This is a genomic window from Nocardioides sp. URHA0032 (assembly GCF_000620645.1).
In the GTDB taxonomy this organism is placed as follows: Bacteria; Actinomycetota; Actinomycetes; order Propionibacteriales; family Nocardioidaceae; genus Nocardioides.
Genome location: NZ_JIAV01000014.1, coordinates 109,796 through 129,075, shown reverse-complemented (window position 1 = coordinate 129,075; position 19,280 = coordinate 109,796). Strand labels below are relative to the sequence as shown.

At 72.4% G+C, this 19,280-nt stretch carries 19 protein-coding genes; 10 read left to right on the top strand and 9 right to left on the bottom strand.

Annotation, left to right across the window (positions count from 1 at the left end; translation table 11 throughout):
* Positions 1 to 134 precede the first annotated feature (134 nt).
* Positions 135 to 419 (bottom strand): antibiotic biosynthesis monooxygenase, encoded by a 285-nt coding sequence (locus N538_RS27830; RefSeq protein ID WP_197025217.1) that lies wholly within the window; start codon positions 417 to 419, stop codon positions 135 to 137.
* 162 nt (positions 420 to 581) lie between these two features.
* Positions 582 to 1,826, bottom strand: coding sequence for an HNH endonuclease (locus N538_RS27140; RefSeq protein ID WP_028635985.1), 1,245 nt, complete (start codon positions 1,824 to 1,826; stop codon positions 582 to 584).
* Positions 1,827 to 2,377: 551 nt separating this feature from the next.
* Here N538_RS27140 and N538_RS23555 point away from each other — a divergent pair.
* Positions 2,378 to 3,346 (top strand): ROK family protein, encoded by a 969-nt coding sequence (locus N538_RS23555; RefSeq protein ID WP_081790239.1) that lies wholly within the window; start codon positions 2,378 to 2,380, stop codon positions 3,344 to 3,346.
* Here N538_RS23555 and N538_RS0102555 read toward each other — a convergent pair.
* Genes N538_RS0102555 through N538_RS0102545 form a run of 3 tightly spaced genes read right to left on the bottom strand, consistent with a single transcriptional unit; the run spans position 3,279 to position 5,796 of the window.
* Positions 3,279 to 4,523 carry an ornithine cyclodeaminase gene (locus tag N538_RS0102555; RefSeq protein ID WP_036569381.1) on the bottom strand — a complete coding sequence of 415 codons (1,245 nt, stop codon included), beginning with the start codon at positions 4,521 to 4,523 and terminating at the stop codon, positions 3,279 to 3,281. The two genes, N538_RS23555 and N538_RS0102555, sit on opposite strands and share 68 nt — an antisense overlap.
* Positions 4,524 to 4,540: 17 nt before the next feature.
* Positions 4,541 to 4,999 (bottom strand): hypothetical protein, encoded by a 459-nt coding sequence (locus N538_RS27135; RefSeq protein WP_051548649.1) that lies wholly within the window; start codon positions 4,997 to 4,999, stop codon positions 4,541 to 4,543.
* A 23-nt stretch (positions 5,000 to 5,022) separates the two neighbouring features.
* Positions 5,023 to 5,796 carry an alpha/beta hydrolase gene (locus N538_RS0102545; RefSeq protein WP_028635983.1) on the bottom strand — a complete coding sequence of 258 codons (774 nt, stop codon included), beginning with the start codon at positions 5,794 to 5,796 and terminating at the stop codon, positions 5,023 to 5,025.
* Between the two features lie 113 nt (positions 5,797 to 5,909).
* On the opposite strand from N538_RS0102545, the gene N538_RS0102540 reads away from it, so the two are divergent.
* Genes N538_RS0102540 through N538_RS0102525 form a run of 4 tightly spaced genes read left to right on the top strand, consistent with a single transcriptional unit; the run spans position 5,910 to position 8,881 of the window.
* Positions 5,910 to 6,629, top strand: a complete 720-nt coding sequence (locus N538_RS0102540) for a lysophospholipid acyltransferase family protein (protein ID WP_028635982.1) — start codon at positions 5,910 to 5,912, stop codon at positions 6,627 to 6,629.
* A complete protein-coding gene (locus N538_RS0102535) occupies positions 6,626 to 7,135 on the top strand; it encodes a flavin reductase family protein (protein ID WP_028635981.1) in 510 nt (169 codons plus the stop codon). The genes N538_RS0102540 and N538_RS0102535 overlap by 4 nt, the downstream gene beginning before the upstream one ends.
* A complete protein-coding gene (locus tag N538_RS0102530; protein WP_028635980.1) occupies positions 7,132 to 7,974 on the top strand; it encodes an arylamine N-acetyltransferase family protein in 843 nt (280 codons plus the stop codon). Before N538_RS0102535 ends, N538_RS0102530 begins: the two co-directional genes overlap by 4 nt.
* A gap of 10 nt (positions 7,975 to 7,984) precedes the next feature.
* Entirely contained in the window at positions 7,985 to 8,881 is an 897-nt protein-coding gene (locus N538_RS0102525; RefSeq protein WP_028635979.1) for a hypothetical protein, read from the top strand.
* Here the strand turns inward: N538_RS0102525 and glpK are convergent.
* Positions 8,878 to 10,344, bottom strand: coding sequence for a glycerol kinase GlpK (gene glpK / locus N538_RS0102520; protein WP_028635978.1), 1,467 nt, complete (start codon positions 10,342 to 10,344; stop codon positions 8,878 to 8,880). The two genes, N538_RS0102525 and glpK, sit on opposite strands and share 4 nt — an antisense overlap.
* Entirely contained in the window at positions 10,341 to 11,162 is an 822-nt protein-coding gene (locus tag N538_RS0102515) for a DUF1028 domain-containing protein (RefSeq protein ID WP_028635977.1), read from the bottom strand. Before N538_RS0102515 ends, glpK begins: the two co-directional genes overlap by 4 nt.
* A gap of 60 nt (positions 11,163 to 11,222) precedes the next feature.
* Here N538_RS0102515 and N538_RS0102510 point away from each other — a divergent pair, with 60 nt between their 5' ends.
* Positions 11,223 to 12,473, top strand: coding sequence for an MFS transporter (locus N538_RS0102510; RefSeq protein WP_231496118.1), 1,251 nt, complete (start codon positions 11,223 to 11,225; stop codon positions 12,471 to 12,473).
* Here N538_RS0102510 and arfA read toward each other — a convergent pair.
* Positions 12,439 to 13,839 (bottom strand): arabinosylfuranosidase ArfA, encoded by a 1,401-nt coding sequence (arfA, locus tag N538_RS23545; protein ID WP_155991938.1) that lies wholly within the window; start codon positions 13,837 to 13,839, stop codon positions 12,439 to 12,441. The two genes, N538_RS0102510 and arfA, sit on opposite strands and share 35 nt — an antisense overlap.
* Before the next feature lie 92 nt (positions 13,840 to 13,931).
* Here arfA and N538_RS0102500 point away from each other — a divergent pair, with 92 nt between their 5' ends.
* The gene (locus tag N538_RS0102500) at positions 13,932 to 14,972 is read left to right on the top strand and encodes a 6-phosphofructokinase (RefSeq protein WP_028635975.1); all 1,041 of its coding nucleotides are present in this window, start codon (positions 13,932 to 13,934) and stop codon (positions 14,970 to 14,972) included.
* Positions 14,973 to 14,977: 5 nt separating this feature from the next.
* On the opposite strand, the gene N538_RS0102495 is transcribed toward N538_RS0102500, so the two are convergent.
* Complete coding sequence (locus N538_RS0102495) at positions 14,978 to 15,739, bottom strand: endonuclease/exonuclease/phosphatase family protein (protein ID WP_028635974.1); 762 nt, start codon at positions 15,737 to 15,739, stop codon at positions 14,978 to 14,980.
* A gap of 64 nt (positions 15,740 to 15,803) precedes the next feature.
* Here N538_RS0102495 and N538_RS0102490 point away from each other — a divergent pair, with 64 nt between their 5' ends.
* The 3 genes from N538_RS0102490 to N538_RS0102480 are packed head-to-tail and all read left to right on the top strand — an operon-like array spanning position 15,804 to position 19,273.
* Entirely contained in the window at positions 15,804 to 16,361 is a 558-nt protein-coding gene (locus N538_RS0102490) for a hypothetical protein (RefSeq protein ID WP_028635973.1), read from the top strand.
* A gap of 54 nt (positions 16,362 to 16,415) precedes the next feature.
* A complete protein-coding gene (locus tag N538_RS27130) occupies positions 16,416 to 17,876 on the top strand; it encodes an APC family permease (protein WP_028635972.1) in 1,461 nt (486 codons plus the stop codon).
* 59 nt (positions 17,877 to 17,935) lie between these two features.
* Positions 17,936 to 19,273 carry a class II 3-deoxy-7-phosphoheptulonate synthase gene (locus tag N538_RS0102480; protein WP_028635971.1) on the top strand — a complete coding sequence of 446 codons (1,338 nt, stop codon included), beginning with the start codon at positions 17,936 to 17,938 and terminating at the stop codon, positions 19,271 to 19,273.
* Positions 19,274 to 19,280: the final 7 nt, after the last annotated feature.

Here is a 19,280-nt window from a genome sequence, read left to right as displayed (position 1 = left end):
CCGGCCGCGTCGTCCACTCTCCTCGCGTTGCCCGACGGCGGCAAGGCCGCCGGTGGTCGAGAGGACCGCAATGGCTAGCACCCGCGGGCGGCCACCAGCCCGAGACGATGACCGCCAGGATGTTGCGCCACCACCTATCGTGAGGCGAGCTCCAGCCACGCGAAGTCGCCGGTGAAGCGGGTCTCGCTCTTCATCGACGTGTTCGCGCTGACCCACTCGGCCAGTGCGGCGTCTGCCGACTTGGCGTGCTCCTCGGACTCCCACTGGCTCACCGACACCACGCGGTCGCCGTCGAACATGACCCCGTAGGAGATGTAGCCCGGAGCACTGGTGACGATCGGGATCACGCCGGCCCTGGCCTTGGCTTCCAGTGCATCCCTGTCCTCGTCGTGCGTGTAGACAACTACTCGTCCGTACATGCCTGACTCCTCTGCGGACAGACTCCGCGGCCGAATGACCGTCGAGTCTGACCCGGCGCTCGGAACGTAGCGTGATCTGGCCCCCCGCGGCATCGCCAAGCCTGAGGAACTCCGGCACCGCGAGTCAGCAAGCCTGTCGCAGTCCGGTGGCCGGACGGACCGTCAGGTCCGCCTGTGGAACTGGACCTTGCCGGTGGGCAGGTAGGTGGTGTCGTAGTTGGTGTCGTGGGCACGGTTGTGGTGCCAGTGGCACAGGGACACACCGTCTTTGAGGTCGGTGTGGCCGTCGTCGGCCCAGCGGGTCTTGTGGTGGGCGTGGAGTCCGGTGGTGCGGTCGCAGCCCTCGGCGCGGCAGCCGCGGTCGCGGACGTGCATGGCGGTCCGCTGGGCTTCGGTGAAGTAGCGCTTCTTGCGGCCGACGTCGAGGGGCTGGGAGTCGCCGTCGAGGACGACGGGGATGATCCCGGCCTGGCAGGCGAGGCGGCGGGCGAGGCCGGGGGAGATCTTCTCCCCGGTGTCCAGCACGCACGCCTTGTCCAGCTTGCCCAGGAGGACGTCGAGGTCGATGAGCACCACGGCCGTGGCCGAGACGCCGCCGGTGGTGGGGAGCTGGTCGGCGGGGTAGCGCTCGATCAGCTCGCAGAACGCTTGGCCGAGTGCTTCGGGAGTGGGTGGCCGCTCAATTCCGGCGCCCTGGGTAGCCGCGACGTGCCTCGGGGCGGCGAGGGCGCCGAGGATCTTGCGCAAGGCGGCGCCGTGGAGGGTGGGGAGGGTGAAGGTGCCGTGGGTCTTGCCCTGCCCGTCGTCGTAGATCGAGAGCCGGCAGGCCTTGGCGGCGGCCGCCTCCTCCTTGGCCAGCAGTGCGGCTTCGCGGGCGTCGGCCTCCTCGGGGGCGACCACCTCGAACAGGTGCTTCCCGAGCCGGTTCAGCGCCTTCGCGTCGTGGTGCCGGGCCTGGCCCAGCAGGTGCGCCTCCGCCTTCGCGATGGCCTGGGGATCGAGGGTGTCGGGGAGCTGGTCGACCCACCGGATCACCACCCGCGCCTGGTCGGCCAACACCCGCCCGGCGGCCAACGCCGCCCGGGTCAGGGAGTGGGCCTCGAGGTCGCGGCCGAGCCGGACCGCGGCATATGCCGCGGCCCGGGTCGCCTTCGTCTCGTGGGCCAGCCAGTTCGCCGCGGACGACGCCCCGACCTCGTGGCCGACGTGCAGGTCCTCGGCGTGCGCCGCGACCCGGGCCTTCAGCTCGACCAGCCGGGCCTCGGCGCGCTGCAGCGCGACCAGCGTCTGGCCGGTCTCGACCGGGTCCATCGACCACACCGACGCCTCGGCGACCGCGTCGAGCTCGGCGTGCACATGCGCGGTCGCGACACTGACCCGGTGCCGGGGCGTCGCGATCGCTGTCATGGATCCATCACAGCATCGACCACCGACACTCAGAGGCCCAGAACCCCTGTATCCACAGGGTTCTGAGCATTTCCAAAGTAAAATCTCGGCCGGGTCTCAACGCGGTCCCGCCGGCCGGGAAGTGGCGGCGACCAACCGCCCCGCCTGCCGTCGCTGCCTTGTCGGTCGCAACCAGCTAGAAGCCCGCAGCCCGCCGTCACCGACCAGGTGATGGTCTTCAAGTTCAACCACTGGCGCGGACCCGCAGGCCGGGAAGCGACCTCGACCCGCGCCTGCCGTACCCGCTTAGCTGCCATGTCGGTCGTAACCATCCAGAGGCCCGCAGCCCGCGGCCACCGGCGAAGTGATGGTCCTGAACTCCACACCACCGGCACGAACCCGCAACCTGGAAAGCGACCTCGACCCCAGCGCACCGCACCCGCTCCGCCGCCACGTCGGCCGCCACCACAGAAGGCCTGCGACTAGCCGTCACCGACCGAGCACCGTTTCGACGGCAACCCGCAGAGCGCGTTCCCCGACCACCAGCGATGCGGTCTGGTCGAATAACCCCCATGGCGCTCTTCATCGGTGTCGACATCGGCGGCACCAAGGTCCTCGCGGCCGCGGTCTCCTCGACCGGTCGGGTCCTCCGCACCGCACGGCGGACGACGCCGGGCCGGCGGGTCGAGGCCCGGCTCGTCGAGGACGCGCTGACCGAGGCGGTCCAGGAGATCGCAGGGATACGGCGTCCCTCGGCGATCGGCATCGCCGCGGCCGGCTTCGTCGACGCGCAGGGGGAGCGAGTGCGGTTCGCCCCGCACCTGCCCTGGCGCGACGAGGGCGTGCGCGCCCGGCTCGCCGAGCGCTGGAGCGCTCCGGTGGTGCTCGACAACGACGCGAACTGCGCGGCCCGCGCGGAGGTCGTGTACGGCGCGGTCGGCAACGTCGAGGATGCCCTGGTCATCACGCTCGGCACCGGGATCGGCGGGGCGGTCGTGCTCGACGGCGCCGTGCACCGCGGCTACAACGGCATGGCGGGCGAGTTCGGCCACATGCAGGTCGTCCCCGGTGGCCGGGCGTGCGAGTGCGGGGGCACGGGCTGCTGGGAGCAGTACTGCAGCGGCAACGCGCTGGGCCGGTTCGTCCGTGAGAACGGCGGCCCCGAGGACCTGACCGGTCCCCAGGTGATGGAGGCGGCCGAGGCGGGTGACCCGGTGGCGCGGGCGGCGTTCGAGTCGATCGGCAGCTGGCTGGGCGTCGGCACCGCCAACCTGGTGGCCGCCTTCGACCCGCAGATCGTGGTGGTCGGTGGTGGCCCGTCGATCGCGGGCGACCTGCTCCTCGAGCCGGCGCGCGCCGCGCTGCGCGAGTCCCTGGTGGGTGCGGAGCACCGGGTCGTGCCGCCGCTCGTCCGGGCGGGACTCGGACCGGAGGCGGGCGCCATCGGGGCGGCGTACCTGGCCCGGCAGACCTTCAGGAACGCCGGTACTCGGGCACGAGCTCGACTGCAAGCTGCTCGAGGAACAGCCCCACGTCGGTGACGATGCCGCGCGCCTGCGACGACCCTCGGTCGGCGAGCTTGGTGACGGTCGCCGGATTGATGTCCACGCAGACCAGGGGTATCGAGGCCGGCAGGATGTTGCCGGTCGCGACGGAGTGCAGCATGGTCGCCACCATCAGGCAGAACCCGACGCCCTGGAGCTGGGCGCGCATCGCCCGCTGGCCCTCGATCACGTCGGTGTAGACGTCCGGAAGCGGACCGTCGTCACGGACCGAGCCGACGAGGACGAACTCCTTCCGGTGCGTGACGAGCGCGTGCATGATGCCGCCGGTCAGTACGCCACTGTCCACGGCGGCCTTGATCGAGCCCTCCTTGCGGATCGTGTTGAGCGCGCGGATGTGGTGCTCGTGACCGTGCTCGACGCCGCGGCCCATGGCCAGGTCGATGCCGAGGCTGGTGCCGTACAGCGAGGACTCGATGTCGTGGGTGGCGAGGGCGTTGCCCGCGAAGAGCACGTCGACGAAGCCGGCGTGGACCATCGCGACCAGCGCCGGCGCGGCGCCGGTGTGCACGACGCCGGGGCCGCCGACCCAGAGGACCTTCTTGCCCTCCGCCTTGGCCTCGCGCATGCCGTCGGCCACCTGGCGGACCAGGACGGCCTGCGGCTTCTCGGAGGACACCTCGGACTCCATGAACCCGAACGCGCCCGCGGTCCGGTCCGGCTCGGGGACCGACACCTTGACGCCGGACGCACCGGTGATCACCAGCATGCCCTCGCGCACGTCGGACATCGGCAGCGTGTAGACGCGCGTGGGTCGCCCGTCGGCGTCGCGCTCGAGCACCAGGCCGCAGTCCATCTCGGGGTTCTCGACCTCCAGCCAGGTGCCGTCGACGCGGACCCGGGTGTCGAGGTTGGTGGTCGAGTAGAAGCTGTCGGGGAACACGCCGTCGCGGTCCGCGACGGCCACGGACGCCTCGCCCGGGTCCACCTGGTTCACGCCACGGGTCTGCAGCCGCATCAGCAGCCGCTGGAGCGACTCCTCGTCCTCGGCGACCACCGTGATCACCGCGTGCGACGGGTCGTCGGTCTCCCGGCCGACGTCGAAGCGGTCGATCGAGTAGTCGCCGCCGTACTCGCGAATGTCGTCGAGGACCCGCGACAGGATGCCGTGGTCCATCAGGTGGCCGGTGATCTCGACCGTCTCGTTGGCGCTCACGCTGCGCACACTAACCGTCAGACTTGCGCGCCGTCGTCCCAGGGGTCACGCGGCTCGCGGGGCATCTTCACCACCAGGTAGAGGAACCCGCCGACGAACCCGGCGACCAGCAGGTAGCCCAGCCACTCGGGCACGCTGATCGCGAAGACCAGGGCGCAGAGCAGCACCACGGGGGAGCCCAGGACCCCCACCCAGGCGAGCATCCGGTCCGGCTCGACGCGGGGGAGCGGTGGCGGCTCGGGCGGGACGAAGCCCTCGTCCTCTTCCGCCGCCACGAACGGCTCGTCCTCGTTCTCGGACGGGAACGCCCGCAGGTCACCGAAGCGGCCGGCGAACGGCGCACCGGACGCGGGCGGCGCCGTCGGCGGAGCCGTGGGCGGGGCGGAGTCGTCGATCTCGGCGCGGTCGCCGTAGTTGTCCACGATCGCGCGCCAGGCCTGGTCCTCGGCCTCGTCGTCGTGGTGGTCGGGCTGCACACTCCGAGGGTATGCCCCCGGCGTTAGGACGCCGAAGTCACGCGGGCGATGAACGCGGACGACTCCGCGACGATCTTGTCGAAGTCGTTGTCGAGGGTCGCCACGTGGTAGCTCTCCTCGAGCGGTACGACGGTCACGTCGGTCGACGAGACGCCGCCGGTGATCAGCGGCTGGGACTTCTCGTCGACGACGTGGTCCTCGGTGGAGCGCAGGTAGAGCAGCGGCGCGGTCACCTTCGACAGGTCGGCCACGAGCAGCGGCCACGCCTGCATCATCGAGTGGGCGGCCTTGAGCGGCGTCTTCGTGTAGCCGTACTCCTCGCCGCCCTCCTTCTTGATGTCGTTGGCGATCCCGGGGAACGACTTCACCAGGTGCTTGAGCACCGGCAGTAGCTTCACGTCGAGCCGCTTGGTCGCGACCGCGGGGTTGACCACCACGACGCCGGCGACGTCGTCCGGCCGGTCGGCGGCGAGGCGGAGCACCAGGGCGCCGCCCATGGACAGCCCGCAGAGCACGACCGCGTCGTTGTCCGCACGCAGCTTGTCCAGCGCGCCCGACACCTCGGCGTACCAGTCCGCCCAGGTCGTGGAGTTCATCTCCTGCCAGGTGGTGCCGTGGCCGGGCAGGCGCGGCACCTCGACGGCGTACCCCAGGGCCGCGAGCGCCTCGCCCCAGGGCTTCATCGAGGCCGGCTGCCCGGTGAAGCCGTGGCTGAGGAGGACGCCGATGCTGCGCCCCCCGGTGAGCTCCGGCCGGGCCGGGGCGGAGTACGGCGAGGCTTGGGGATGCACAGTCATGGCGGCATGATGCCCCACCGGAGCCATCCACGGACTGGGGTATGGGGAAGTCCCCGGCGACGGTCTAGGCTGCCCGCGTCGGGTCGTCTCGGGATCGCGTGCGGAGGTGTCGGGTGTTCTACTGGTTCCTGAAGTGGATCGCCCTGGGTCCGTGGCTCAAGCTGGTGTTCCGCCCGAGGGTCTCCGGGGCCGAGAACGTGCCGCTCGAGGGCCCGGCCATCCTCGCGAGCAACCACCTCTCGTACGCCGACTGGCTGTTCATGCCGCTCACGCTGCCGCGCCGCGTCACGTTCGTCGCGAAGGCGGAGTACTTCACGTCGCCCGGCCTCAAGGGCTGGCTGCAGAAGACGTTCTTCAAGGGCTCCGGCCAGGTGCCGATCGACCGGTCCGGCGGCAACGCGTCCGAGGGCGCGATCATCTCGGCCAAGCGACTCCTCGACCAGGGCGAGCTGTTCGGCATCTACCCCGAGGGCACCCGCTCCCACGACGGCAAGCTCTACCGCGGCAAGGTCGGCGTCGCGCGGCTGGCGCTCGAAACGAAGGCGCCGGTCATCCCGGTCGCGGTCGTCGGCACCGACGTCGTCGCGCCTCCCGGCAAGACGTTCGGCCGGTTCACGCGTCCCGTCGTCCGGTTCGGCAGGCCGCTGGACTTCAGCCGCTACGAGGGCATGGAGAACGACCGCTACATCCTGCGGTCGATCACCGACGAGATCATGTACGAGATCATGCGGCTCTCCGGCCAGGAGTACGTCGACATGTACGCCTCCCGCGCCAAGGAGGAGTCCAAGAAGGACAAGGACGGCGGCTCCGAGGCCGACAAGCTGGCGTCTTGACCATCCACTCCAGCCACCCGTTCGCCGATCCCGAGCCCGACCCGGTACGCCGGCTCCGCGGCCGGCTCACCGGGACGGTCGCCCTGGTCACGGCCGGAGGGGACGGTGAGCGCGCCGGCCTGACGGTGAGCTCGCTGATGGTCGCCAACGGTGAGCCGGCGCGGGTGCTGGCGCTGGTCGACCCGGACAGCGACCTGGCCGAGGAGGTCGCGCGCACCGGGCGGGCCGTCGTGCAGCTGCTGTCCTGGTCGCACCGCGACCTCGCGGAGGCGTTCGCCGGCACCGCCCCCGCACCGGGCGGTCCCTTCCGCACCGGGACCTTCGAGGACACCGCGTGGGGGCCTCGACTGGCCGACGCCGCGACCTGGGTCGGCACCACGCTCGAGTCGGCGGCCCCGGTCGGCTGGTCGACGCTGCTCACGCTGGCCGTGGACGAGATCACGGCCGGCGACGACCCGGAGCCGCTCGTGCACCGGCGCGGGCGCTACGTGCGCCCCGGCCGGTGAGCGCGACCGCGGCGTACCTGAGCCGCCTCGGCTTCGACATCCCGCCGCCACCGACCCTGGAGACCCTGGTGCTCCTGCACCGGCGGCACCTCGAGCGGGTGCCGTACGAGAACCTCGGCGTGATGCTCGGCCGGCCGCCGTCCGTGGACGCCGTCGCGTCGCTGGAGCGGGTCGGCGAGCTCGGCCGGGCCGGGTACTGCTTCCACCAGAACGGCGCGATCGAGCTCGTGCTGAGGGAGCTGGGGTACGACGTCACCCGGCGCCACGGTCACGTCTGGACCGACGAGTGGGACCGCCACGGGGACTTCCTCAACCACCTCGTCCTCCAGGTCGCGGGGCTGCCGACCTCCGCCAACCCCGGCGGCGAGTGGTGGGTCGACGTCGGGCTCGGCGACGCGTTCCGCGATCCGCTGCCGCTGGTCGTCGGCGAGCACCGGCAGGACCCCTTCACCTACGTCGTCGACGAGGTGCGCCCCGACGGCTGGTCGTTCCGCCACGACGCCACGGGCAGCTTCACCGGGGTCGAGGTGACGTCGCGCCCGACGGAGCCCGCGGACCTGCTCGCCTCGCACGCGGAGCTGTCCGCGCCCGGGACCGGACGGTTCTCGAAGGTGCTCGTCGTCCAGCGCCGGTACGCCGGCGGCGCGGCCACCCTGCGCGGCTGCCTGCTCACGCGGGTCGGCGCCGGCGGCACCACCGAGACCGAGCTGGCGACGTTCGGGACGTGGTGCACGGCCCTCGCCGACCTGCACCTGCCGCTCGACGACCTCGACGAGGACGAGCTGCGCGAGCTGTACGAGCGGATGTGGGCCGCGCACCTCGTCCGGCGGGACTCCTAGGATCACCCGCATGGCCGACCAGTCCACGGACCTGCTGAGCATCGCGGACGAGCTCTACGGCCTGTCGCTGCCCGAGTTCACCCCCGCCCGGGACGCGAAGGCGAAGGAGCTGAAGGGCGCCGACCTGGGCAAGCAGGTCAAGGCCCTGCGCAAGCCGTCGGTCGCGGCGTGGGTCGTGAACCTCCTGGTCCGCCGCGAGACCGAGCAGGTCGAGCAGGTGCTGTCCGTGGGTGCCGCGCTGCGCGAGGCGCAGGCGTCGATGTCGGGCGACGCGCTGCGCGAGCTGACCCGGCAGCGGCGGCAGCTCACCGCGGCGGTCACCACCCAGGCCCGGCGCACCGCTCGCGAGGAGGGCACCAAGGTCACCGACGCGGTCGCCGACCAGGTCGAGGCCACGCTGACCGCCGCGATGGTCGACGAGCAGTGCGGCCTCGCGGTGCGCAGCGGGATGCTGGTCGCCGCGCTGTCCTCGACCGGCCTCGACCCGGCGGACCTCGCGGGAGCGGTCGCCGTGCCGGAGGCGATCGGGTTCAGCGCCAGCGCCCGGGAGGTGGAGCCGCCGCCGCGGCCCGAGCTGCACGTGGTGCCCGACCCCGAGGCGGACCGGAAGGCGGTCGAGGCCGCCGAGCAGGCGCTCGCCGCCGCCCAGTCCCAGCTGGACGAGGCCACCCAGGCGTACGACGGCGCGCGGTCGGCGTACGACGAGCTCGAGGCCCGCAGCCTGCAGCTCCAGGCCGAGATCGACGAGCTGCGCGGGAGGATCGCGGAGCTCGAGTCGACGGCCGAGGAGGTCGACGACGAGCTCTCCGACGCCGAGGACACCCGCGACGAGGCCGAGGCCGGCGTCCGGGAGGCGACCAGGTCCCGGGATGCCGCGGCCGCGGCGCTCGAGAAGCTGCGGAGCTAGGCCCAGCCCTTCGAGCGCTCGACCGCGTCCCGCCACCGGGCGTGCGCCGCGTCCGCGGCCGCCCGGTCCCCGCCCGGCTCGAAGCGGCGGTCCAGGCTCCAGGTGTGCCGCAGGTCGTCGGTGGAGTCCCAGACGCCGGCGCCGAGGCCGGCGAGGAACGCTGCGCCCAGGGCGGTGGTCTCCACGACCTTCGGCCGCTCCACCGGTACGCCGACCTGGTCGGCCTGCACCTGGCAGAGCAGGTCGTTCGCGGCCGCGCCGCCGTCCACCCGTAGCGACGACAGCGCGGGCATCGTCTCCAGCACGTCGCGGACCTCGAACGCGATCGCCTCGAGCGTCGCCCGGACGATGTGGGCGCGGGTCGTGCCCCGGGTGATGCCGATGATCAGGCCGCGGGCGCGCGGGTCCCAGTGCGGGGCGCCCAGCCCGGTCAGCGCGGGCACGAACACCACGCCCTCGGTGTCGCGGACGGTCCCGGCGATCGCCTGCGTCTCGGCGGCCGAGCCGACGATCTGCAGCCCGTCGCGCAGCCACTGCACGGCGGCGCCGGTGACGAAGATCGCGCCCTCGCTGGCGTAGGTCAGCTCGCCGTCCGGCGAGCGCCACGCGGCGGTCGCCAGCAGGCCGGCGTCGGAGCGCTGGATCGACGTTCCGGTGTTGGAGAGCACGAACGAGCCGGTGCCGTAGGTGCACTTCGAGTCGCCCTCGTCGAAGCAGGTCTGGCCGAAGAGCGCGGACTGCTGGTCGCCGGCGACCCCCGCGATCGGGAGCGACAGGTCGAGGAACGACTTCGGGTCGGTCGTGGCGATCTCGCCCCAGTTCGGCACCAGCTCCGGCAGCGCGTCGCGGGGGACGCCGAACAGGTCGCAGAGCTCGTCGGACCAGTCTCCGGCGGCGAGGTCCATCAGCAGCGTGCGCGACGCGTTCGAGACGTCGGTGACGTGGTAGGTCCCGCGGGTCATCCGCGCGATGAGGTACGAGTCCACGGTGCCGACGGCGTACCGCCCGGACTCGACGAGCGCCCAGGTGTGCGGCTCGTTCTCGCGCAGCCACATCAGCTTGGTGCCGGAGAAGTACGGGTCGAGGCGCAGCCCGGTCAGCTCGCTGACCCGCTCCTCGTGGCCCTCGTCGCGCAGCCGCGTGCACAGGTCGGCGGTACGCCGGTCCTGCCAGACGATCGCCCTGCGTGGCGAGCCGAGGGTCTCGCGGTCCCACAGCAGCACGGTCTCGCGCTGGTTGGTGATGCCGACCGCCCGGAGCCGGCCGGCGTCGTGGGAGGCCAGGACCTGGCGGGTCGCCTCGAGGGTGGCCTGCCAGATCTCCTCCGGCGCGTGCTCGACCCAGCCCGGCCGGGGGAAGTGCTGCGCGAACTCCTGGTAGCCCTTCGCCGCGATGGACCCGTCCTGCTCGACGACGACCGCGGTGACGCCGGTCGTCCCGGCGTCGATCGCGAGGACGCTCATGCGCGGGCGGCCCGGATGATCTCCAGGACCTTCCGGTCGATCCAGGAACCGTCCGCGGCGACGCGCATCTCGTAGTTCTGGGTGCCGACCCAGGCCGGGAAGTCGCGGGCGCCGGCGGCCCGGGCGAGCTCCTCGAGCTCGGCCTCGAGCTCGGGCGTGACCGGCACCTTCTCGTCCTCGGTGGAGGCCGTCAGGTAGAGGTCGCTGAGGTCGAGCAGCCGGGTCAGCTCGGGGATCGGCTGCTCGTGGTCGTCGACCCGCAGGTCGACGGCGATGTCGTCGAGGCCGCCGTACCCGGCACCGTCCTCCACGACCAGCACGGCCGCCGACTGCCGGCCGCGGGAGTCACCGCCGGCCTCGTCGCCCGCGACCAGCGCCGCGAGCAGCCGGCGGGCGAGCGGGGCGTCCTCGGGCGAGGCCAGCCACGCGGCCTGTATCGCCTGGACGACCTCCTCGCCGGTGAGGATGTTGCCCTGGATCGCGTACCCGTCGCCGGTCACGCCGCCCGCCCAGTCCAGGCACGCGGGGCCGGTGTGGCTGGCGGCGCCGCCGTCGACGTCGACGATCCCGACCTGCCGGTGGTCGCGGCCCTCGTCGTCCTCGAGCAGCCGCTGGAGCGCGACGGACGCGGTCGCGCCGTCGTCGAGGTGGGCCAGCGCCTGGCCCTTGTAGGCCACGTTGGCGTCGGCCTGGGTGGCGATCGCACCGACTCCGGCGACGGCTGCGGGGACGGGGGAGCCCACGGCGAGGAACTTCGAGGCGACGGCCACGCCCCAGGACCGGCCGTCGGCGGAGCGGGCCACGATCGAGAACGTCATGACGCGACACTACCGATAACGATTTGCTCTCGAGCGGGGTCGAAGCCGGAGGATGGGCGGGTGCTCGATCGCGTCACCGACAAGCTCGGCTTCCCCTCCCTCGGCCACCACCGCCGGTTCGTCACCGCGATCGCGATCGACGCGGTCGGCAGCGGCGTGTTCATGCCGGTGTCGATGCTCTACTTCCTCGTCACCACCGACCTGAGCCTGGTGCAGATCGGCGCCGCGATCTCGGTCGCGTCGGCAGCCGCCATCCCGGCCGGCCCGCTCCTCGGCGGCATCGTCGATCGGTACGGCGCGAAGCGGGTGCTGCTCGCCGGCAACCTGGCCCAGTTCGTCGGCTTCCTGGCCTACCTGGTCACCGACTCGTTCCTCGGCCTCACGCTCTGGACCGTGGTGGTCGCGGTCGGCCGCACCGCGTTCTGGGGGTCGTACGGCAACATCGTCGCCGCGATCTCCCAGCCGGGGGAGCGGGAGAAGTGGTTCGGCTTCCTCGGCGCACTGCGCAACGTCGGGTTCGCGGCCGGCGGCCTGCTGTCCGGCCTCGCGATCACGATCGGGACGCACGAGGCGTACCTGTCGGTCGTGCTGGTCAACGCGGTGTCGTACGCCGTCGCCTTCCTGCTGCTCCTCGCCGTGCCGCCCACCGCGCCGAGCGGGCACCGGTCGCCCGAGGGGGCCTGGGCGACCGTGCTCCGGGACCGGCCCTACCGGCTGCTGTGGCTCGTCCAGCTCTGCTACTCGACCGCGATGATGGCGCTCAACTTCGCGATGCCGATCTACGCGGTCACGGTGCTCGGCCTGCCGGGCTGGGTGACCGGCGCGGTGTTCACGATCAACACGGTGATGGTCGGCTTCGGCCAGGGCCTGGTCGTCCGTGGCATGACCGGCCACCACCGCTGGCGGGTCCTGGTGCTGACGAACCTGGTGTTCGCTGCCTCGTTCGTCGTGCTGGTGGGCGCGACCGCGGTCTCCGTCGTGCTCGCGACCGTCGTGGTGCTGGTGGGCTCGGTCGTGTACACCGGCGGTGAGCTGCTCGGCGGCCCGGTCCTCGGCGCGCTCGGTGCCGAGGCCGCGCCGGAGCACCTGCGCGGCCGCTACCTCTCGCTGATGCAGCTGGCCTGGACGATCTCCGGCGCGGTCGCGCCCGTCGCGTTCGCCTGGCTGCTGGCCCGTGGCTCGTCGCCGATCTGGCTGGCGCTCGCCGCGCTGAGCCTGGTCGGCTCCCTGCTCGCCGTCCAGCTCGGCCGGGTGCTGCCGGAGGCCGCGCTGCGGGTCACGAACCGGGCGGGGCAGCAGGCCCCGGCCTGACCAGCCGCCACGAGACCGGGTCCAGCCGGACGTCGAAGGTGGCGAGGCCGAGCGCTCGCGCGTCGACGGCGACCTCGGCCGGCTCGGTCGAGCGGTTGACGAGCACCAGCGCCACGGCGCCCGACGCCTCGTCGTACGTCGCCGTCGCGTCGACCAGGGGCACGTCGCCCGACTCGCTCTCGTACGTCGCGACGCGGGGCCGCACGTCGAGCACGTCGCCGCGCGCGGCACCCGCGATCGCCGCGAACGGCTCGAAGATGCTCTGCTTCCACGCGCGCCCGCCCGGCTCGGTGCGGATCGGCGCGATCACGTTCACCAGCTGGGCCAGGCAGGCCAGGTGCACCCGGTCCGCGTGCCGGAGCAGGGTCACGAGCAGCGAGGCGACCATGGTCGCGTCCACGTCGTCGTAGGTGTCCTCGATCAGCGGCCCGGCCTCGCGCCACTCGGCGACCGCCTCGGGGTCCCACGCGGAGTAGTACCAGACGTTCCACTCGTCCACCGAGACCCCGAGCCTCCGGCGAGACCTGAGCCGGGCGCCGACGTGGTCGGCGGTCGCGACCACCGCGTCGATGGCCCGGTCCAGATCCGCAGCGCCGGCGAGGAACTCGCCGACGGACTTCCCGGTGGGGTCGTAGTAGCTGTGCAGCGACACGTGGTCGACGGCGTCGTAGCAGTGCTCGAGCACCGTCGCCTCCCAGGCGCCGAACGTCGGCATGCCGCTGTTCGAGCTCCCGCACGCGACGAGCTCGATCCGGGGGTCCAGCATCTTCATCGCCCGGGCGGTCCGGCCCGCGAGCGCGCCGTACTCCGCCGCCGAGCGGTGCCCGATCTGCCACGGCCCGTCCATCTCGTTGCCGAGGCACCAGACGCGGACGTCGTGCGGGTCGGGAGAGCCGTTCGCGCGCCGCTGGTCCGACAGGCGGGTCCCGCCGGGGTGGTTGCAGTACTCGAGGAGGTCGACGGCCTCCTGCACGCCGCGGGTCCCGAGGTTGACGGCGAGCATCGGCTCGACGGCGGCCGCGCGGCACCACGCGACGAACTCGTCGGTCCCGAACGTGTTCGGCTCGACCGCGTGCCACGCGAGGTCCAGCCGCCTCGGTCGCTCGGCCACCGGGCCGACGCCATCCTCCCAGCGGTAGCCGGACACGAAGTTGCCGCCGGGGTAGCGGATCATCGACGGCCCGAGCTCGCGGATCAGGTCGAGCACGTCGGCCCGGAAGCCGCGCTCGTCGGCCGCGGGGTGGCCCGGCTCGAAGATCCCGGTGTGGACGCAGCGGCCCATGTGCTCGACGAACGACCCGAAGAGGCGGCGGTCGACGGGGCCGACCCGGGCAGCCGGGTCCACGGTCAGGGAGGCTCTGGTCACGGGGGGCACCGGGCCTTTCTACCGGTCCGCGCGTCCCACTAGAGTCGCCCTGTTTGTTGTGAACGATCCAAACCTTTTGATCAGGAGTGGTCATGCGCGTCGGAGTGCTCACCGGAGGCGGGGACTGCCCCGGCCTGAACGCCGTCATCCGGGCGGTCGTGCGCAAGGGGGTCAAGGAGCACGGCTTCGAGTTCGTCGGCTACCGGGACGGCTGGCGCGGCCCGCTCGAGGGCGTGACCATGGAGCTCGGCATCGAGCAGTGCCGGGGCATCCTCCCGCGTGGCGGCACCATCCTCGGCTCGTCCAGGACCAACCCGTTCAAGCTCGAGAACGGCGTGGAGCGGATCAAGCAGAACCTCGCGACCGACGGCGTCGACGCGTTGGTCGCCATCGGCGGCGAGGACACCCTCGGCGTCGCCACCAAGCTCGCCGACCTCGGGGTGAACGTCGTCGGCGTCCCGAAGACGATCGACAACGACCTCTCCGGCACCGACTTCACATTCGGCTTCGACACCGCGGTCAACATCGCGACCGAGGCGATCGACCGGTTGCACACCACCGCCGAGTCCCACCACCGGGTGCTCGTCGTCGAGGTGATGGGGCGGCACGCGGGCTGGATCGCACTGCACTCGGGCATCGCCGGCGGCGCGAACATCGTGCTGATCCCCGAGCAGCCGTTCGACATCGAGGAGGTGTGCGCCCTGGTCGAGAGCCGGTTCGAGTCCCACTACGCGCCGATCCTCGTCGTGTCCGAGGGAGCGGTCCCGCGCGAGAGCACCTCCGACGGGGAGGGCATGACGCTGGTGTCCGGGGAGCTGGACGCCTTCGGGCACGTCCGGCTCGGCGGCATCGGGGACCGGCTCTCCCACGAGATCGAGCAGCGCACCGGCAAGGAGGCGCGGGCGGTCGTGCTCGGCCACATCCAGCGCGGCGGCACGCCGACGGCGTTCGACCGCTGGCTCGCCACCCGCTTCGGGCTCCAGGCGATCGACGCGGTCGCGGACGGCGACTTCGGCACCATGATGGCGCTGCGCGGCACGAAGATCGTGCGGGTGCCGCTCATCGAGGGCACCGGCGCCCTGAAGCTGGTCAGCCCCGAGGAGTACGCCGAGGCACAGGTCTTCTTCGGCTGACGGCGTCAGCCTGGCGCCAGGTCGACGACCAGCGCCCGGTGGTCGGACAGCGGGAATCGGGCGGCCGCCGTGGCGGTCACGCCGAGCTGCCCGTCGAGGAGCACGTGGTCGATCTGCTCGCGCGGCGCGTCGGCGGGGAACGTCGCGTGCACCGCGATCGGTCGCAGGCGCGTGACCGCCCTGGCCGGCGCCGGGCCCATGTTGAGGTCGCCGACCAGCACGAGCGGCCGCGGCGCGGTGCCGACGGCGGCGACGACCCGGCGCAGCTGCCGCCGGTTCCACGACCGCAGGAACGACAGGTGCGTGTTCACGACCGTCACGCACCCGAGCGGCGACTCGACCTCGGCGGCGACGGCGACCCGCGGCTCGTCGCGCACCAGCGTCGGCAGCCGGCTGCCGCGGAACCACATCGGCACCGGTGTCGGGGCCGGGGCCAGCCGGACCACCTGCCAGGCGCGGACCGGGTAGCGGGTGAGCAGGGCGATGCCGTAGGCGGCCGCGTCCGGCTGCTCGTCGCCGGTCGCGGCGGTCCAGGTCGCCGGACTGCCGTGGAGGGCCGCGACGAAGCGGTGGTCCACCGCACCCATCGCCTCCGCCGCCACGGCGGTGAGGTCGGCGTGCGCGGACCTCGCCTGGTTGCGGTCCACCTCCTGGAGGGCGAGGACGTCGGCGTCCAGGTCGCGGACCGCCTGGGCCAGCCGCGCCGGCTCGACGTGGTCGTCGGCGGGGTGCCGCCCGTGCAGGATGTTGAAGGTCGCGAGGCGCATCGGGACACCGGTACCCCGTCGTACCGCACCGGCATGCCGCGCGGCTGGGCGGGTACGCGGGGGCATGAGCGACGGGCAGCGGCACCTGCGTGAGGCGTTGAAGCTGGTCGCGGTGGCGCTCAAGGGCGGCGACGCGCCGTTCGCGCTCACCGGCGGCTACGCGCTGTGGGCGCGCGGCGGGCCCGAGCCCGACCACGACGTGGACTTCCTGGTCGCCGAGGAGGACGCCGCCGAGACGGCCGCCCTGCTCGCCGGCCGAGGACTGGACGTGGTGCAGCCCCCCGAGGACTGGCTCTTCAAGGTGTACGTCGACGACGCGATGGTCGACGTGCTCTTCCGGGCCGGGAGCGAACCGGTGGGGCGGGAGCGGTTCGAGCACGTCGACCAGCTGGAGGTCGAGTCCGTCCTGATGCCCGTGCTGTCGGCCACCGAGCTCATGGTCGACAAGCTGGGGGCACTCGAGGAGCACGCCTGCGACCTCGGCAAGACGGTCGCCGCCGCGCGCGCCGTGCGCGAGCAGGTGGACTGGGACGAGGTCGCGCGGCGCACGGAGGGCAACCCGTTCGCCGAGGCCGCGCTGTTCCTGCTCCGCCGGCTGGAGGTGGTCGAGCCGTCCGCCTGAGGACGCCGAGCTGGCTCTGGTTAGAGGCGCCGGTCCCGGGGCAGGGTGGGGCCCATGACCACCCAGAGCTCGGACTCCGTGGACGTCAACGGCCCCACCCCGGACCTCAAGCGGGTCCTCGGTCCCCGGCTGCTCCTGCTGTTCATCGTCGGCGACATCCTCGGCGCCGGCATCTACGCGGTCACCGGCGAGATGGCGCTCGAGGTCGGCGGACTGGTGTGGCTGCCGTTCCTGGTCGCGTTCGCGGTCGCGACGCTGACGGCGCTCTCCTACCTCGAGCTGGTCACCAAGTACCCGCAGGCCGCCGGTGCGGCGCTCTACACGCACAAGGCGTTCGGGATCCACTTCGTCACTTTCCTCGTCGCGTTCGCGGTGATCTGCTCCGGGGTCACCAGCGCGTCGACGTCCTCCAACCTGCTGGCCACCAACCTGCTCGCGGGCTTCGACGGCCTGGGCTGGGACGTGCCGCAGGGCGACACCGCCATCACGGTCGTGGCCATCGCCTTCATGCTGCTGCTCGCCGGCATCAACCTGCGCGGCGTCGGCGAGAGCGTGAAGTTCAACGTCGTGCTGACGCTGATCGAGATGGCGGCACTGGTGATCGTGATCGTGATCGGCTTCTGGGTGATGGCCCAGGGCGACGCCGACCTGGGCCGGATCGTGGTGTTCGACTCGAAGTCCGACCGCGGCCTGTTCCTGGCGGTGACGGTCGCGACCGCCATCGCGTTCTTCGCGATGGTCGGCTTCGAGGACTCCGTCAACATGGTCGAGGAGACCCGGGAGCCGGAGCGGATCTTCCCGCGGATCATGCTCAGCGGCCTCGGCATCGCGGTCGTGTTCTACGTGCTGGTCGCGATCTCGGTGATCGCGGTGATCCCCGAGGGCGAGATCGAGTCCGTCGTCGCCGACGAGGGCAAGGTGCTGCTCGCGGTCGTCCAGACCGGCGCGCCGGGCCTCCCCATCGACAAGATCTTCCCGTTCCTGACCGTGATCGCGGTGGCGAACACCGCCCTGCTGAACATGCTGATGGCCAGCCGGCTGCTCTACGGCCTCGCCCAGCAGGACGTGCTGCCCCGCACCCTCGGGAAGGTGCTGCCGGGCCGCCGGACGCCGTACGCCGGCATCGGCTTCTCGACGGTGCTCGCGCTGGGGCTGATCGTCGTGGTGACCTTCCTCGCCGACACCTCGGTCATCTCGGCACTGTCCGGCACGACCGCGCTGCTGCTGCTGTGCGTCTTCGCGGTCGTGAACGTCGCCTGCGTGGTCCTGCGCCGTGACTCCTCCGCGGAGAGCCGGTTCAGCGCGCCCGGCTGGACGCCGTTCGTCGGCGCCGCCGCGTGCGTGTTCCTCGCCGGGCCGTGGGCCCGGGACCGCGAGGACTGGGTGCAGTACCAGGTCGCCGGCGGCCTGCTGGTCCTCGGGATCGCGCTCTGGGCGTTCACGTGGCTGACCAACCGGGCGGTGCGGGCGAAGAGGACCGGCTTCCGCGACATCGAGCACGTCGACGGGGAGTAGCCGTCTCGCGCCGGGCTGCCGAATCGGGCCGGGACCGGGCCGCGCCGTACCCTTGCCGGGTGAGTGTCGTCCCGTCCCTGACCGACCTGCACGCCCTCGGCCCGGCGCAGCAGCCGTCGTACCCCGACCGTGCCGCGGTCGACGCCGCCGTCGCCCGCCTGCGCACGGTGCCGCCGCTGGTGTTCGCGGGGGAGTGCGACGAGCTCAAGGCCAAGATCGCCCAGGTCGCGCGGGGCGAGGCGTTCCTGCTCCAGGGCGGCGACTGCGCCGAGACGTTCGCGGGCGTGACCGCCGACAACGTCCGCAACAAGTTGCGGGTGCTGCTGCAGATGGCGGTCGTGCTGACGTACGCCGCCTCCGTGCCGGTCGTGAAGGTCGGGCGGCTCGCCGGGCAGTACGCCAAGCCGCGCTCGTCGGACCTCGAGACCCGCGACGGCGTGACGCTCCCGGCCTACCGCGGCGACGCCGTCAACGGCTACGACTTCACACCCGATTCGCGGATTCCGGACCCGCAGCGGCTCGTGGACGTCTACAACTCCAGCGCCGCGACGCTGAACCTGGTCCGCGCGTTCGTGACCGGCGGCTACGCCGACCTGCGCCAGGTGCACACCTGGAACACCGACTTCGTGCGGGAGTCCTCGGTCGGCCAGCAGTACGAGGCGATGGCGAACGAGATCGAGCGCGCGCTGACGTTCATGCAGGCGATCGGCGCGGACCCGGACGAGTTCCACCGCGTCGACTTCCACTCCAGCCACGAGGCGCTGGTGCTCGAGTACGAGCACTCCATGACGCGCATCGACTCGCGGACCAGCACGCCGTACGACGTGTCGGCCCACTTCGTGTGGATCGGCGAGCGGACCCGGCAGCTGGACGGCGCGCACGTCGAGCTGATGAGCCACATCCGCAACCCGATCGGCGTGAAGCTCGGCCCGACGACCAGCCCGGACGACGCGCTGGCGCTGGCCGCGAAGCTGAACCCCGCCAACGAGCCGGGCCGGCTGACGTTCATCACCCGCTTCGGCGCCGGCAGGATCCGGGACGGGCTGCCGGACCTCGTCGAGAAGGTCACCGCCGCGGGCCTGGAGGTCGCCTGGGTCTGCGACCCGATGCACGGCAACACCTTCGAGGCGTCCTCGGGCTACAAGACCCGCCGCTTCGGCGACGTGATCGACGAGGTCCAGGGCTTCTTCGACGTGCACCGCTCGCTCGGCACCTGGCCCGGCGGCCTGCACGTCGAGCTCACCGGCGACGACGTCACGGAGTGCGTGGGCGGTGGCGAGGAGCTCACCGATCTCGACCTGGCGCACCGGTACGAGTCGGTCTGCGACCCGCGCCTGAACCGGGTCCAGTCGCTCGAGCTGGCGTTCCTCGTCGCGGAGATGCTGCGCCAGGCCTAGTCTGCGG

Excerpts from the sequence above, each read along its gene's own strand:
- N538_RS0102515 (WP_028635977.1), bottom strand. The coding sequence starts at position 11,162 with ATGACGTTCTCGATCGTGGCCCGCTCCGCCGACGGCCGGTCCTGGGGC.
- N538_RS0102490 (WP_028635973.1), top strand. The coding sequence starts at position 15,804 with ATGAGCGACGGGCAGCGGCACCTGCGTGAGGCGTTGAAGCTGGTCGCG.
- N538_RS23555 (WP_081790239.1), top strand. The coding sequence starts at position 2,378 with ATGGCGCTCTTCATCGGTGTCGACATCGGCGGCACCAAGGTCCTCGCG.
- N538_RS27140 (WP_028635985.1), bottom strand. The coding sequence starts at position 1,826 with ATGACAGCGATCGCGACGCCCCGGCACCGGGTCAGTGTCGCGACCGCG.
- N538_RS0102500 (WP_028635975.1), top strand. The coding sequence starts at position 13,932 with ATGCGCGTCGGAGTGCTCACCGGAGGCGGGGACTGCCCCGGCCTGAAC.
- N538_RS0102495 (WP_028635974.1), bottom strand. The coding sequence starts at position 15,739 with ATGCGCCTCGCGACCTTCAACATCCTGCACGGGCGGCACCCCGCCGAC.
- N538_RS27830 (WP_197025217.1), bottom strand. The coding sequence starts at position 419 with ATGTACGGACGAGTAGTTGTCTACACGCACGACGAGGACAGGGATGCA.
- glpK (WP_028635978.1), bottom strand. The coding sequence starts at position 10,344 with ATGAGCGTCCTCGCGATCGACGCCGGGACGACCGGCGTCACCGCGGTC.
- N538_RS0102525 (WP_028635979.1), top strand. The coding sequence starts at position 7,985 with ATGGCCGACCAGTCCACGGACCTGCTGAGCATCGCGGACGAGCTCTAC.
- N538_RS27130 (WP_028635972.1), top strand. The coding sequence starts at position 16,416 with ATGACCACCCAGAGCTCGGACTCCGTGGACGTCAACGGCCCCACCCCG.
- N538_RS0102545 (WP_028635983.1), bottom strand. The coding sequence starts at position 5,796 with ATGACTGTGCATCCCCAAGCCTCGCCGTACTCCGCCCCGGCCCGGCCG.